The organism is Isoptericola nanjingensis, from assembly GCF_050311635.1.
In the GTDB taxonomy this organism is placed as follows: domain Bacteria; phylum Actinomycetota; class Actinomycetes; order Actinomycetales; family Cellulomonadaceae; genus Isoptericola; species Isoptericola nanjingensis.
Map to the genome: position 1 here is coordinate 156,070 of NZ_JBNOZL010000004.1, position 13,894 is coordinate 169,963.

Consider the following 13,894-nt stretch of genomic DNA (forward strand, 5'->3'; position numbering starts at 1 on the left):
GGAGCGGCCCTGGGGTCACGGCCAGTGGCCGCCCCTGGCGCCTTCACCCCGGCCCGGGCGGGAGTCTCGGAGAGCGGGGAACGACCCCCGCAGCTCCCGCAGCCCCACGCAGCTTCCCGAAGGGAACGGCCATGCCCGTCATCCGCTTTCATCTCGACTCCACGCTCAGCGCCTCGGACGTCCTCGACGTGCTGACCGACTTCACGCCCGCACGACCGGAGGCGTGGCCGACCATCGACGCCGAGCACTTCGAGGTCCACGGCCTCGGGGCGGACTGGGCCGACGTCACGGAGGGCACCGCATCCGCGTGGGAGCACGCGCGCTACGAGTGGGACGCCGACGCCGGCCGCGTCGTCATCACGACGCTGGACTCGAAGGTCTTCGGGCCGGGCGGCGGCTGGGTCTTCCAGGTCACGCCCACCGGGTCCGGCTCCCGGGTCGACGTCGAGCTCACGCGGCACCCGGCGTCCCTCAAGGGCAAGCTCCTCGCCGCGCTGCTGCCGTTCGTGGCGCCGGGCTCGCTCCGCACGTCCTTCAGCGGCCCCCTGCAGGCGGCCGCCTGACCCCCTCCACCTCCGGCGGCCCGCCGCCGACCCCGAAAGGAACGGACCATGTCCGAGAACCCGTCCGAGAAGAGCCTCACCCCGCAGCGCGTCTGGCTCGTCACCGGGAGCTCCCGCGGCTTCGGCCGCGCCATCGTCGAGGCCGTGCTCGAGCACGGCGACGCCGTCGTCGCGACGGCCCGCCGCGTGGACGACCTCGCACCGCTGGCCGAGCGCTTCGGCGACGACCGGCTCCTGCTCGCCCCGCTGGACGTCACGGACGCCGAGGCGGCGCGGGCGACCGTCGCCGCCGCGGTGGAGCGCTTCGGCCGGCTCGACGTCGTCGTGAACAACGCCGGCTACGCCGACAGCGCCTCGATCGAGGAGATGCCCGACGACGCCCTGCGGCGCCAGATCGACACCAACCTGTACGGCGTCATCCACGTCACGCGGGCGGCCCTGCCCGTCCTGCGCCGGCAGCGCTCCGGGCTGTTCCTCCAGTTCTCCTCGATCGGCGGCCGCGTGGGCGGCTCGCCGGGGCTCGGGGCGTACCAGGCGGCGAAGTTCGGCGTGGAGGGGTTCTCCGAGGTGCTCGCCGCCGAGGTGGCGCCGTTCGGCGTGCGCGTCGTGATCGCCGAGCCGGGCGCGTTCCGCACGGACTGGCAGGGCGGCTCGATGCGCCGGTACCCGGCGGGCGCCGACTACGCGACGACGGTCGGCGCGATCAACGACCTGAGGGCCGAGACCGACGGCACCCAGGCCGGCGACCCGGCGCGGGCCGCCCGGCTGCTGGTGGACCTCGCCGCGAGCGCCGATCTCCCGCTCCGCCTGCCGCTCGGCTCGGACGCCGTCGGGCGCGCGCTCGAGGGCGACCGGCGCCGGATCGAGGAGACGGAGGCGTGGGCGGAGACGAGCCGCAGCACCGACTTCGCGCCGGCGCCGGCCGGGGCGGCCACGGGGGCGGATCGATGAGCGCCCCGGTCTGGCGCATCACCGGCGCCGGGAGCGGGATCGGGCCGACGTGACCACCCCGGCTCGCACCTCCCACGCGCGGACGCCCGCCCCGGGCGCCGCCGTGCCCACGCGGGCCGAGGACCGCACCACGCCCTTCGAGATCTTCTTCGACCTCGTCTTCGTCTTCGCCCTCACGCGGGACGTCGCGCTCGTCGAGGCCACGCCGGGCGCGGACTCGCTCGGGCGGGCGGTCGTGCTGCTGCTCATGCTCTGGTGGTCGTGGTGCGCGTTCATCTGGCTCGGCAACCAGGTGCGCCTCGACCGGGGGTTCGTGCGGGTCGGGATGCTCGTCGCGATGGCGGCCCTCTTCGTCGTCGGGCTCGTGGTGCCCGAGGCCTGGGACGCCCGGCCGGGCGCGGTCGCCCCGGCGGTCGTCCTCGCGGTCGCGTTCACCGTGGTGCGCGCGTGCTACGTCGTGCTGCTCGCGGTCGTCGCCTGGCCGCACCGGCGCCTGCGCACGCAGGTCCTGCTCGACCTCGTGCCGCAGTCGCTGTCGATCGGCCTGCTGTTCGCCGGCGCGCTGCTCGGCGGCAGGTGGCAGACGGCGCTGTGGGCGAGCGCGTTCGTCGTCGACTTCGTCGGCGGTCGGTCGGCGTCGCGCTACCGCGGGTGGCGGGTGGGCAGCGCCCGCCACTTCGCCGAGCGGCACGACCTCGTGCTCATCATCGCGCTCGGCGAGACCGTGCTCGCCACCGGGGCCCGGGTCGGCTCCTGGACGGCGCAGCCCGCGGCGCTCGCCGTCGCGCTCCTCGGCTTCCTCCTGACCGCGAGCCTGTGGTGGGCGTTCTTCGGGCACCTCTCGGGCGACGCGGCGCGGGCCCTCGCCGGCACGGACCGGTCGCGACGCTCCGCGCTCGCGCGCGACGGGTACACCTTCGGCCACCTCCCGATCGTGGGCGGCGTGGTGCTCGTCGCCCTCGGCGTCGCCCTCCTGCTCGACGACGTCGCGCGTGCGCCGGACGCGCCCGCCCACGGGTTCGCGGTGGTCGCCCTCGCCGGCGGCGCCGTGAGCTTCCTGGCCGGCCTCGAGGCGTTCCGGTGGGTGCTGCTGAGGACGTGGCGGCCGGCCTCGGTGGTCGCCGCCGCCGCGGTGGCGGCTGCCGCGGCCGCGTCCCCGTGGCTCCCCGCCTGGGCGTCGGCCGCCGCGATCGTGGCGATCGTCGCCGTCGCCGCCGCCCTCGTCGGCCGGGGGTCAGCCCGCAGCCACCACCGAGTCCTTGAGGGCCGTCGCCAGCTGCCGTCGTGACGTGACGCCGAGCTTCCCGAACACCTTGCGCAGGTGCCACTCGACGGTCCGCGGGCTGAGGAAGAGCTGCGCGCCGATCTCCGGGTTCGTGCTGCCCGTCGCCGCGAGCCGCGCGATCTGCCGCTCCTGGGCGGTCAGCTCGTCGACCGGGCCGACGACCGACCGGTGCACGACCTCGCCGGTCGCCGCGAGCTCGCGCGCCGCGCGCTCGGCGAAGGCGTGCGCGCCGAAGCCGACGAAGCGCTCGTGCGCCTGCCGGAGCACCTCGCGGGCCTCGACCCGGCGGTTCTGGCGACGCAGCCACTCGCCGAGGAGCAGCCGGGCCCGGGCCTCTGCGGTGCCGACCCGGGTACGGCCGAGGGTCTCGATCGCGGCGCGGTAGAGCGGCTCGGCGTCGCGGTCGTCGGCGAGCAGCGCGGCCGACCTGGTGGCCAGCCCGACGGCCCAGTCCGTGCCCGTCGCGTCGGCGATCTCCTGCAGGCGGGCGGCCGCGGCGCGGCCCTGCTCGGGAGCGCCGGCACGCACGGCCGCCTCGACGTGCTCGGGGAGCACCCAGGCGGCGAGGCCCACGTCGAACGGGTGCCCGTCGGCGGAGGCCGTCGCCGCGAGGGCCTCGGCGTAGCGCCCGCGGGAGTTGTGCAGCACCCCGCCGTGCAGGTCGTCCGAGAGCCGCCACTGGGCCTCGCCGCGTTCCGCGACCCGGCGCGCGACGGACGCCGCGGACTCCTGCTTGGCCGCCTCGTCGCCGCGATAGGCGGCGAACCAGCCCGCCCGGTCCGGCCCCTCGGGGACGTCGCTCGCGGCCATGATCTCCCGCGTGCCCTCGTAGAGCTCCTCGGCGTCGGCGATGCGGCCGCTCATCAGCAGGATCGGATAGCGCTCCGACATCGCCATCGCGAGCGTCGAGAACGCCCCGTCGCGCTGGCAGGCGTCGGTGAACTCGGCCGACGCGTCGAGGTAGGCGGCGTCGTCGAGGAGGACCCGGGCGACGAGGCACGTGAGGGGGAGCCAGCGCATCGCCCCGACCTCCTGGCTGACGTCGGCGCCGTACCCGCGCATGGGATCGGTGTCCTGCTGCGCGGCGTCGGCGTCGTCGTCGAGCGAGCGCAGCGCCGCGAGCGCGGTGCGAAGGGCCGGGGCGGCCGGCCCGTAGCCGTCCAGGACGAGGACGGCGAGTCCGCGCAGGGCGTCGAGCGCGGCCCGCGACCCGCGGTTGAGAGGCGTCGCGGGGTCCGCGGCGAGGATGCCGTGCGCGACCTCGGGGATGCCGACGGGGCCCGCCGACGACCCGGCGAGGACCGCGGCGATGAAGGCGTTGGCGTAGGTGACCATCGCCGCGTCGCCGTCGAACGCCTCGAGGCGTCTCGCCGCGTCGAGGAGCAGCTCGGCGCCGTCGCGGCCGGGGGAGGTGTAGAAGCGGACGTGGCTGCGGGCCAGGTCGACCCGTGCCTGCTGGTGCGCGTTGAGCAGCTCCGGCTCCACGCGGTCGAGCAGCCGCTGCGCGTCCTGCATCGCGCCGGCGCGGAGGGTGTCCTCGGCGGCCATGAGCATCCGCCGGGACCGCATGTGGCGGTCGGGGGTGAGCTCGGCTCCGCGGGCGTGGAAGTTCGCGGCCGCGATGATCCCGCCGCGCAGGCGCGCGCGGTCGGCGGAGCGCACCAGCTCGGCGGCGACGTCCTCGTCGAACCCGATCGTGCTCTCGGCGAGGTGCCACGCGCGGCGGTCGGGGTCCTGCTGCGGATCCGTGGCGTCGGCGACCGCCCGGTGCGCGGCGCGGCGGTCGGCGGCGGGCTCGGCGGCGACCACGGCGGAGCGCACCAGGGGGTGCCGGAACCGGAGGCGCGCCCCGAGCTCCAGGAGGTTCTCCTCGACGGCGGGCGCGAACGCGGACGTGTCCAGGCCGAGCGAGGCCGCCGCGGCGAGCACGAGGGTCGGGTCGCCCACGGGCTCGATCGCGGTGAGGAGCAGCAGCCGCCGGGTGTCGGACGGCAGCCGCTCGACGCGGCGCCGGAAGCCGTCCTCGACCTTGGCGCCGACGCCGGTGCCTCCCCGGAGGGGAGCGGCGGAGAACTCCATCGCCCCGCGCCGGAGCTCGACGAGCGCGAGCGGGTTGCCGCGCGCCTCGGCGACGATGCGCTCGCGCACGGCCGCGTCGACCGGGCCGCCGACGACCGTACCGAGCAGCGTGCGCGCGTCGGCGTCGTCGAGCGGCCGGACCACGAGGTCCTCGATCGCGGCGAACCGCTCGTCGACCGGCTCGCGGACGGCGAAGACGATCGCGACGGACTCCGCGACGAGCCGCCGCGCCACGAAGGCGAGCACCTGGGCGGAGGCCTGGTCGAGCCACTGGGCGTCGTCGACGAGGCAGACGAGCGGACGCGTCTCGGCCGCGTGGCTGAAGAGGCTCAGCACCGCGAGGCCGAGGACGAACCGGTCCGGGGCCGGTCCCGAGCGCAGGCCGAGCGCGACGCCGAGCGCCATCGCCTGCGGCTCCGGGAGCGCTCCCAGGCCGTCGAGGACGGGAGCGCAGAGCTGCTGGAGGCCCGCGAGGGCCAGCTCCATCTCGGACTCGACGCCGATCGCCCGCACCACTCGGCAGCCGGTCGCCTGCTCGGCGACGTGGTCGAGGAGCATCGTCTTGCCGAGCCCGGTCTCGGCCCGCAGCACCAGGGCACGGCTCTCGCCGCCGCGCACGCTCGCGACGAGGCGGCTGAGCCGCTCCCGCTCGCGACGACGCCCGATGAGGGTCGGACCATGCGCACCAGGCGTCATGGTCGCAGAGCCTATCCGCAGCCCCCGCGCCTCGACAGCGCTCGGGTCAGCCGTGCTCACGGGCCGTCCGGGTGAACTCGGCCGTCGCGACCCGCCATCGTCCGCCGTCGAACCGGTAGGCCAGGGCGAGCGACCCGGCGCCGTGCCGGGCACGCGTCCCGTCCTCCGGGTAGAGGGTGTCCTCGACGGCCCAGGTCCCGTCGGCCCGGTCGTCGGCGAGGACGTCGAGCTCCTCGTCCGAGGACTGGACGACGAGCCGCCCCGGGCCGACGGCCCGGTCGATCGCGGCCCCGATCCCCGTGGTGGCGGCGAAGCAGCCGAGCTCGCCGTCCGCGCCGTAGGCGCGGAACCGGCCGTCGGGGGTGAACAACGACTCCAGCTCGGCCCAGTCGCGCACGGAGGCGGCGCGGCAGAGCCGGGACTGCACGCGGCGGAGCTCCTCGAGGACGAGCAGCCGGTCGAGGGGCGCCAGCGGGTCGGTCATGCGCGTCCCCGTCGTGCGGCCGTGGTGCGGTGGAACATCGGAGTCCTTTCGACGTGCGGCACCGTCCGGTCCGGCGCCTGGGTCGAGCCTCCCGCCCTGCGTGCCCGGGACCACCAGGGCAACACCCTGGTCGACACCCTGGGATCGCAGCCGCTCGGCGCCGCCCGCCGCTGCGCGGTGACTCCGCGCTCGTCCGGTGGTCCGCCCGTCGGACACCAGTGGCTCGCCCGGTGATCGCCCGGTGATCGCCCGGTGGTCGCCCGGGTGGTCGCCCAGGGAGTGACACCGGTGCCTTGCCCCGAGCCCGCGCGCGACCGTGGCCTGCATGAACACCTTCCCCCCACCGCCCGACGCCCCCCGACCGACCACGTCCCGACCGACCGCGCGCGCCGCGGTCGCCGGACGCCGCGGCGTCCGCCCGCTCACCGTCCGCCTCCTCGCCGTCCTCGGCGCGCTCGCCGTGCTGCTCTCCTGCTGGGGCTCGCTCCTGCCCCCGGCGCACGCGGCCGACCGCCCCGCGCCCGTCTCGTCCGTGGTGCACGTCGACGCCGGCGCCCTGGAGGGCGCCACGACGCCCGCAGGCCTGGAGTTCCGCGGCGTGCCGTACGCGGCGCCGCCGACCGGCGAGCTGCGCTGGGAGCCGCCGCAGCCGGTGGCGCCCTGGAGCGGCGTGCGCGAGGCGACCGACTACTCGCCGGTGTGCCCGCAGGCGCCGCCGAGCCCGAACGGGCAGAGCGAGGACTGCCTCTACCTCAACGTCACCGTCCCGGCCGGCACCGCGGCCGACGCGAAGCTCCCGGTGATCGTCTGGATCCACGGCGGCGGCTTCGAGATCGGGGAGGGCGCCGACTACGAGGCGGCAGACCTCGCCGCCCAGGGCGCCGTCGTCGTGACGATCAACTACCGCCTCGGGCTGCTCGGGTTCCTCTCGCACCCCGCCCTGGCCGACCGGGCCGGAGCGAGCGGCAACTACGGCCTCATGGACCAGCAGGCGGCGCTGCGCTGGGTGCACCGCAACATCGCCGGCTTCGGCGGGGACGGCGGGAACGTGACGATCGCGGGGCAGTCGGCCGGCGGGCTGTCGGTCGCGATGCACCTGGCGTCGCCGGGGGCGAAGGGCCTGTTCCAGCGGGCGGTGATCCAGAGCGGGGCGTTCGCCCCGGTGCAGAAGTCGCTCGCGCGGGCGGAGCGCGAGGGCGTCGCCTCGGCGGCGGCCGTCGGCTGCGACGACGGGACCGCCGCGCAGGTGGCCGAGTGCCTGCGGCATGCGTCCGTCGAGACCCTGGTGGCGAACCAGCCGCTGTCGATCACGCCCGGCGTCGTCGACGGAACAGTCCTGCCCCGGTCGGTCGGCGACGCGATCGCGACCGGGCGGTTCCACCGGGTGCCGATCCTCAACGGCGTCAACACCCAGGAGAACCGGACCTTCACCACGCTCGGGCTGAGCGTGACGAAGGGCGCCACCGCCGTGCTGCCCGGCCCGGTCGACGCGTCGAGCTACGAGTCCACCATCGCCACGAACTTCGGCGTGGACGCGCGGACGGCGTCGTTCGTCGCGAAGGCCTACCCCCTGTCGAGGTACGCGTCGCCGGCGCAGGCCTTCAGCGTGCTGAACTCCGACGCCAACTTCTCCTGCCCGGCGTTCGCGCTCGACGGCGCGGCCTCGGCCTGGGTCAAGACCTACGCGTACGAGTTCAACGACGCCGAGGCGCCCAGGCTGTTCGCGCCCGACACGCTCGGCGAGCCCTACGCGGCCACGCACCAGTCCGAGCTGGCGTACCTCTTCGACCAGCCCAACGCGCCGCTCCCCGGCGAGCTCTCGGCGTCGCAGCAGCAGCTCGCCGACACGATGCAGGCCGCGTGGGTGCAGTTCGCGCGCACGGGGTCGCCGGCCACCGCCACCACGCCCTGGCCGAGGTTCGACCTGGCCGGGCACCGGATCCTCTCCCTCGACGACCCGGCCCCGTCCGTCGAGCGCGGCTTCGCCGCCGACCACCGGTGCGGCGTCTGGGCGGCGGTCGCGCTGTTCGGCTCCCGCTGACCGGCACCCCGCCACCGCACGCAGAACACCCGTACCCATCCACAGAAAGGTCGCGCCATGCTCGACAGAAGGACGTTCCTCCGCACCACCGGCGTGCTCGCCGCCGCAGGAGCCGTCGGCTCCCAGGCCGGGACCGCGGTCGCCGGCCCGCCCGCCGCCGGTCCGTCCGGACCGCCCCCCGTGCTGCCGGTCCGCCCGGCGTTCCCCGAGATCAAGCAGATCCGGGCCGGTGAGCTCGACGTCGGGTACGCCGAGCTCGGCCCCGCCCGGGGCACGCCCGTGATCCTGCTGCACGGCTGGCCGTACGACATCCACAGCTACGTGAAGGTGGCGCCGCTGCTCGCTGACCAGGGATATCGCGTGATCGTGCCGTACTTCCGCGGGCACGGGACGACGACCTTCCTCTCCTCCCGCACCTTCCGCAACGCCCAGCAGTCCGTCATCGCGCTGGACGTCGTGGCGCTGATGGACGCGCTGCGGATCCGCAGCGCGGTGATCGCCGGCTACGACTGGGGCTCGCGCACCGGCGACATCATCGCCGCGCTGTGGCCGGAACGGGTCAGGGCCCTGGTGTCGGTGACGGGCTATCTCATCACCAACCGGGAGGCCAACGAGGACCCGATCCCTCCGAGCCTGGAGTGGGCGTGGTGGTACCAGTACTACTTCGCCACCGAGCGCGGCCTGCGGGGCCTGAACAACCCTGAGTACCGCGACGAGCTGGCCCGGCTGGTGTGGACCTTCAACTCGCCCACCTGGTCCTTCGACGCGGCGACCTTCGAGCGGACGGCAGCGGCGTTCACCAACCCGGACTACGCCGCGATCGTGGTCCACAACTACCGCTGGCGGCTCGGTCTGGCCGCCGGCGACCCGAGGTACGACCGACTCGAGAAGCGGCTGGCGGCCGGGCCGACGATCGGCGTCCCGACGATCACGATCGACGGTGCGGACGACCCGTTCACCCCGGACGGCGACGGGGCGCACTATCGCGCCAAGTTCGTCGGGCCGTACGACCACCGGACGTTCGCCGTCGGGCACGACGTGCCGCAGGAGGCGCCGCGCGAGTTCGCCCAGGCGGTCGTGGACGCCACCCGGCTGTAGGGCCGCGTCGACCACGAACGCCCCGGGCCCGGACGGTCTCCCGTCACGGCCCGGGGCGTTCGCGCGCCTCAGGATCAGGAGACGTCGGCGACCGCGGCGAGCACGGCGTCGGCGACCTCGGCGGGGTGCGAGACCGCGACGGCGTGGGACGCCCCGGCGATCTCGATCAGGCGCCCGCCGGCCCGGTCCGCCATGAAACGGACCGCCTCCGCCGGAATGTTCCGGTCGGCGCCGGCGAGCACGAACGTGGACGGCAGCCGCTCCCAGGCGGGGGCGCCCGCCGCGAGGCCCTCGCCGAGCGCTGCCGACGTCGCGGGCCGCTGGCCCGCGGCCATGAGGGCCGCCGTGCCCGGGTCGACGTCGGCGGCGAACTGCTGCGCGAACGCGTCCTGACGGATGGCGAGCTCGGTGCCGCCGTCGGTGAGCGGGTAGCTCTTCAGGGTGTCGCCGAGGGTGCTGCCGGGGAACTTGCCCGACAGCTCGAGCGCGCTCTCCCCGTCGGCCGGGGCGAACGCGGCGACGTAGACCAGGGCGGCGACGTTCGTGGCGTCGGCGGCGGCCTGGGTGATCACGCTGCCGCCGTAGGAGTGGCCCACGAGGACCACGGGGCCGGGGATCGAGGCGAGGACGTCGGCGACGTACCTGCCGTCCCCGGACAGCGTCCGCAGCGGGTTCGCCACGGCCGTGACGGGGACGCCGCGAGCCTGCAGGCGCGCGACGACGCCGTTCCAGCTGGACGAGTCCGCGAACGCGCCGTGGACGAGCACGACGGTGGGGCGGGACGTGGTGGGCTCGGACATGAGGGTTCCTTTCGTCGGGATGGTGCGGTGCGTGGTGTCGGGGCGCCGTCGGTCAGCGGCCGGGGCGGCGCTCGCGGATCTCCTCGTGCTCTCCGTTCGGTCGGCGGTACGTCCCCACCGTCCGGCCGCCGGCCGCACCGCGGCACCCGTGCGGCACCCGGGTCCACCCACGGGCGGTGCCCGGGCCCGGTGCCCTGGCCCGGGCGACCCGTCACGGCGCCGGTGCCGCACCCGGGCGCGACCCCGCAGGCGTCCTCGGCATCGTCGTCGGTAGCCATCCGTCCCGTCCCGAGAAAGGTCGACCATGTCCGCTACCGATCCCCGGGTGATCGCGAGGCTGCGGTCTCGGCTTCCCTCCCGCGTCGAGCCCGTGGGGCCCGTCCTCCTCGCGCTCGACGACACCCCGGCCAGCCACCTGCCGGTCCCATGGGCGGCGGCCGAGGCCGCCGTGCGGGGCACGACGCTGCGGGTGGTGCGGACCGTGGTGACGCCGCCGCCCGTCGTCGTCCCCGCGACTCCCTGGGGGACCTGGTACCCGTGGACGTCGTCCGACGGACGCAGCCCCGTCGCCGCGGCGTGGGACGCCGCGCGGGCCGACCTGGAGGACGTCGTGCGGCAGGCGCACGAGGTCGACCCGCAGCTCGGCGTCGAGACCGCGCTCACGCAGGCCGGGGCGGCGTCCGCCCGCCGGGACGACGCCCTGCTGGTCGTGGGGCGGCGGCGCGGCCTCCGCGCGCTGGGCGGGCCAGTCCCCGGGACGGCCCGGCGGGCGGCACGACGGGTCGGCCGACCGCTGGCGGTCGTCGCGCTGGCAGAGGCTCCGCAGGAGGGACCGTCCGCGCACCGCGTCGTCGCGGCGCTGCGCAGCCGGGAGGACCCGACCGGTGTCCTGGACGTGGCGTTCCGCGCCGCTGCGCGCCGTCGCGTCGGGGTCACCGTGCTGCACGTCCCGGGTGACACCCTCCCCGCCACGGTCGAGGCGGAGATCCTCGCCGAGGTCCTGGACCCCTACGAGCAGGTCTTTCCCGACGTCGACGTGCGGACCCGGGCGGTCCCCGCGCTCGCTCGCGCCGTCGTTCAGGAATCGGTGGGCGCCGCGCTCACGGTCGTGGGCGTGCCGTCGTCCCAGCGCGACCTGAGGGGGCGAACCCTCGCGCGCCGCGTCGTCGCCGGGGCCCGCGGCACCGTCGTCCTCGTCCCGGCCGACGTGCCGGCGCCGGGACGACGAGAGGCCCGAGCCTCGAGCTCGAGCTCGGTGACGTGATCGTGGTGCGCCGCGCTGGCCGTGCCGATGACGGTCAGGCCGCGGGCGCGTTGCTAGCGTCGGCTCATGTTCGACGGCTTCCGGCTGGACCGGGTGGAACTTCCCGAGGTGACGCTGCGGGTGCGGCACGGCGGCACGGGCACGCCGGTGGTGCTGCTGCACGGGCACCCCCGGACCCACACGACGTGGCACGCGGTGGCGCCGCTCCTCGCGCAGGAGCACACCGTGGTCTGCCCCGACCTGCGCGGCTACGGGAGGTCGACGCTGCCGCCCGACGCGCCGGACCATGCGCAGTCCAGCAAGCGGGCGATGGCGCGGGACGTCGTCGACCTGATGTCCGCCCTGGGCCACGACCGGTTCGCCGTGGTGGGCCACGACCGCGGGTCGCTGGTCGCCTTCCGCACCGCCATGGACCACCCGGAGCGGGTCACGCACCTCGTCGTCATGGACGGGCTGCCCGTGGTCGAGCACCTCGAGCGGACGGACGCGCGGTTCGCCCGCGCCTGGTGGCACTGGTGGTTCCTTGCCCAGGACGACAAGCCCGCCGAGCGGGTCATCACCGCCGACCCCGACGCCTGGTACCGCACGCCGCCGCCGGAGGACATCGGACCCGGCAACCACGCCGACGTCTGGGCCGCGCTGCGGGACCCCGCCGTCGTGCACGGGATGTGCGAGGACTACCGCGCAGGCCTCGGCATCGACCGCCGCCACGACGAGGACGACCGCGCGGCCGGGCGCCGGGTCGGGTGCCCGACGCTCCTGCTCGAGTCGACCGGGGACGACCTGGACATCCACGGCGACCCGGCCGCCATCTGGGAGCCGTGGCTCGACCGGCCGCTGCGGCACCGCCAGATCGGGTCCGGTCACCACCAGGCCAAGGAGGCCCCGGACGAGGTGGCCGCCGCCCTGCGGGAGTTCCTCGCCGGTGCCGACGCCCCTGCCGTCTGACGGCGACGCCGGCACCGGCCCGCGAGGGCGGCGACGCAGTGCTACAGGGTCGCGGTGTCGATGACGAACCGGTAGCGCACGTCGCTGGACAGCACGCGCTCGTAGGCGTCGTTGATCTGGTCGGCGGCGATGAGCTCGGTCTCGGGCGCGATGCCGTGCTCGGCGCAGAAGTCGAGCATCTCCTGGGTCTCGGCGATGGAGCCGATGCTGGAGCCGGCGAACGACCGGCGGTTGTTGAACAGCGAGAACACCTGGATGGGCAGCGGCTCGGGCGGGGCGCCGACGTTGACCATGGTGCCGTCGAGGCGCAGCAGCCGGAGGTACTGGTTGAGGTCGAGCGGCGCGCTGACGGTGTTGACGATGAGGTCGAACCGGTTCTTCAGCGCCTCGAACGTGGCGGCGTCGTCGGTGGCGTAGTAGTCGGTCGCGCCGAAGGCGAGGCCGTCGTCCTTCTTCGCCAGCGTGCGCGAGAGCACGGTGACCTCGGCGCCCATGGCCGCGGCGATCTTCACGGCCATGTGGCCCAGACCGCCCATGCCGACGACCGCGACACGCTTGCCGGGGCCGGCGTTCCAGTGCGCGAGCGGGGAGTACGTGGTGATGCCCGCGCACAGCAGCGGCGCGCCGGCCGCGTAGTCGATGGCGGCGGGGACGCGCAGGACGAAGTCCTCGTCGACGACCACGTGGGTGGAGTAGCCGCCCTGGGTGATGGTGCCGTCCCGGTCGACGGCGGCGTAGGTGCCGGTGTTGCCCTTGAGACAGTAGTTCTCCATGCCGGCGCGGCAGTTCTCGCACTCGCGGCACGAGTTGACCATGCAGCCGACGCCGACGCGGTCGCCGACGGCGTGCTTGGTGACGGCGGGGCCGACCTCGACGACCTCGCCGACGATCTCGTGGCCGACGACCTGGGGGTAGGTGATCGGGCCCCAGTCGCCGCGCACGGTGTGGATGTCGGAGTGGCAGATCCCCGCGTAGCGGATGGCGATCAGGACGTCCTTCGGGCCGACGTCGCGACGCTCGATGGTCGTGGGGACCAGCGGCTCGGTCGCGGACGGGGCAGCGTAGGCGTTGACGGTGCGCAAGAGTTCTCCTTCGTCGGTGGTGCGGGGTCCACCGTATGCGCCCCCGGCCCGCTCCGGGGCGCCCTGTCAGGGCACCCTTGGGCGCCCTAGCCATCCCGCGACGACGTCGACGGCGCGGTGGGCGGTCCGGTCGACGTCGACCACCACGCCGTTCTCGTCGGCGCCCAGCGGCTCGAGCGTGGCGAGCTGCGAGTCCAGGAGCGCCGGCGGCATGAAGTGGTCCGCTCGTGCGGCGATCCGCCGCGCGAGCAGGTCACGGTCGCCGTGCAGGTGGACGAACGCGACGCCGCCGCCCGCGCCGTCGCGGAGGGCGTCGCGGTACGACCGGCGCAGGGCCGAGCAGGCCATGACGACGGGGCTGCCGGCCTCGGCGCCGGTCCGCAGCACCTCCGCGACGCGGGCGAGCCAGGGGCGCCGGTCGTCGTCGGTCAGCGGGGTCCCGGCCGACATCTTGGCGACGTTCGACGGCGGGTGCAGGTCGTCGGCGTCCACGAACTGCAGGCCCAGGCGGGCGGCGAGCAGGCCGCCCACCGTCGACTTGCCGCAGCCCGCGACGCCCATGACGACGACGCCGCGCAGGTCGTCGACGCGGACGGGGCCCAC

The 13,894-nt window shown here is 75.5% G+C and carries 12 protein-coding genes; 7 read left to right on the forward strand and 5 right to left on the reverse strand.

Annotated features, from left to right (window positions below):
• The first annotated feature begins 131 nt into the window (after nt 1-131).
• From ACQP6G_RS08870 to ACQP6G_RS08880, 3 genes are read left to right on the forward strand one after another with little or no spacing between them, the layout of a single operon-like run.
• Nucleotides 132-563 (forward strand): hypothetical protein, encoded by a 432-nt coding sequence (locus ACQP6G_RS08870; protein ID WP_429763921.1) that lies wholly within the window; start codon nt 132-134, stop codon nt 561-563.
• Nucleotides 564-611: 48 nt separating this feature from the next.
• Nucleotides 612-1,514 carry an SDR family NAD(P)-dependent oxidoreductase gene (locus ACQP6G_RS08875; protein ID WP_429763922.1) on the forward strand — a complete coding sequence of 301 codons (903 nt, stop codon included), beginning with the start codon at nt 612-614 and terminating at the stop codon, nt 1,512-1,514.
• A gap of 49 nt (nt 1,515-1,563) precedes the next feature.
• Nucleotides 1,564-2,802 carry a low temperature requirement protein A gene (locus ACQP6G_RS08880; protein WP_429763923.1) on the forward strand — a complete coding sequence of 413 codons (1,239 nt, stop codon included), beginning with the start codon at nt 1,564-1,566 and terminating at the stop codon, nt 2,800-2,802.
• Here ACQP6G_RS08880 and ACQP6G_RS08885 read toward each other — a convergent pair.
• A complete protein-coding gene (locus tag ACQP6G_RS08885) occupies nt 2,749-5,574 on the reverse strand; it encodes a helix-turn-helix transcriptional regulator (RefSeq protein WP_429763924.1) in 2,826 nt (941 codons plus the stop codon). The genes ACQP6G_RS08880 and ACQP6G_RS08885 overlap by 54 nt on opposite strands.
• Before the next feature lie 46 nt (nt 5,575-5,620).
• Nucleotides 5,621-6,058: a nuclear transport factor 2 family protein gene (locus ACQP6G_RS08890; protein ID WP_429763925.1), complete on the reverse strand. Its 438-nt coding sequence runs from the start codon at nt 6,056-6,058 to the stop codon at nt 5,621-5,623.
• Nucleotides 6,059-6,383: 325 nt separating this feature from the next.
• Between ACQP6G_RS08890 and ACQP6G_RS08895 the strand changes: the two genes are divergently transcribed.
• On the forward strand, nt 6,384-8,099 hold the full coding sequence (locus ACQP6G_RS08895) for a carboxylesterase/lipase family protein (RefSeq protein ID WP_429763926.1): 1,716 nt from the start codon (nt 6,384-6,386) through the stop codon (nt 8,097-8,099).
• Between the two features lie 57 nt (nt 8,100-8,156).
• The gene (locus ACQP6G_RS08900; RefSeq protein ID WP_429763928.1) at nt 8,157-9,197 is read left to right on the forward strand and encodes an alpha/beta fold hydrolase; all 1,041 of its coding nucleotides are present in this window, start codon (nt 8,157-8,159) and stop codon (nt 9,195-9,197) included.
• Nucleotides 9,198-9,271: 74 nt separating this feature from the next.
• Here ACQP6G_RS08900 and ACQP6G_RS08905 read toward each other — a convergent pair whose 3' ends face one another.
• Nucleotides 9,272-9,997 (reverse strand): alpha/beta fold hydrolase, encoded by a 726-nt coding sequence (locus ACQP6G_RS08905; protein ID WP_429763929.1) that lies wholly within the window; start codon nt 9,995-9,997, stop codon nt 9,272-9,274.
• 370 nt (nt 9,998-10,367) lie between these two features.
• Between ACQP6G_RS08905 and ACQP6G_RS08910 the strand changes: the two genes are divergently transcribed.
• The gene (locus tag ACQP6G_RS08910) at nt 10,368-11,261 is read left to right on the forward strand and encodes a universal stress protein (protein ID WP_429763930.1); all 894 of its coding nucleotides are present in this window, start codon (nt 10,368-10,370) and stop codon (nt 11,259-11,261) included.
• Between the two features lie 66 nt (nt 11,262-11,327).
• Complete coding sequence (locus ACQP6G_RS08915) at nt 11,328-12,209, forward strand: alpha/beta fold hydrolase (RefSeq protein ID WP_429763931.1); 882 nt, start codon at nt 11,328-11,330, stop codon at nt 12,207-12,209.
• Nucleotides 12,210-12,250: 41 nt separating this feature from the next.
• Here ACQP6G_RS08915 and ACQP6G_RS08920 read toward each other — a convergent pair whose 3' ends face one another.
• Nucleotides 12,251-13,291, reverse strand: coding sequence for an NAD(P)-dependent alcohol dehydrogenase (locus ACQP6G_RS08920; protein ID WP_429763932.1), 1,041 nt, complete (start codon nt 13,289-13,291; stop codon nt 12,251-12,253).
• 66 nt (nt 13,292-13,357) lie between these two features.
• Nucleotides 13,358-13,894, reverse strand: a complete 537-nt coding sequence (locus ACQP6G_RS08925; protein ID WP_429763933.1) for a gluconokinase — start codon at nt 13,892-13,894, stop codon at nt 13,358-13,360.

Coding starts and splice junctions, on each gene's coding strand:
- ACQP6G_RS08875 (WP_429763922.1), top strand. CDS start 612: ATGTCCGAGAACCCGTCCGAGAAGAGCCTCACCCCGCAGCGCGTCTGG.
- ACQP6G_RS08900 (WP_429763928.1), top strand. CDS start 8,157: ATGCTCGACAGAAGGACGTTCCTCCGCACCACCGGCGTGCTCGCCGCC.
- ACQP6G_RS08915 (WP_429763931.1), top strand. CDS start 11,328: ATGTTCGACGGCTTCCGGCTGGACCGGGTGGAACTTCCCGAGGTGACG.
- ACQP6G_RS08885 (WP_429763924.1), bottom strand. CDS start 5,574: ATGACGCCTGGTGCGCATGGTCCGACCCTCATCGGGCGTCGTCGCGAG.
- ACQP6G_RS08870 (WP_429763921.1), top strand. CDS start 132: ATGCCCGTCATCCGCTTTCATCTCGACTCCACGCTCAGCGCCTCGGAC.
- ACQP6G_RS08895 (WP_429763926.1), top strand. CDS start 6,384: ATGAACACCTTCCCCCCACCGCCCGACGCCCCCCGACCGACCACGTCC.
- ACQP6G_RS08905 (WP_429763929.1), bottom strand. CDS start 9,997: ATGTCCGAGCCCACCACGTCCCGCCCCACCGTCGTGCTCGTCCACGGC.
- ACQP6G_RS08890 (WP_429763925.1), bottom strand. CDS start 6,058: ATGACCGACCCGCTGGCGCCCCTCGACCGGCTGCTCGTCCTCGAGGAG.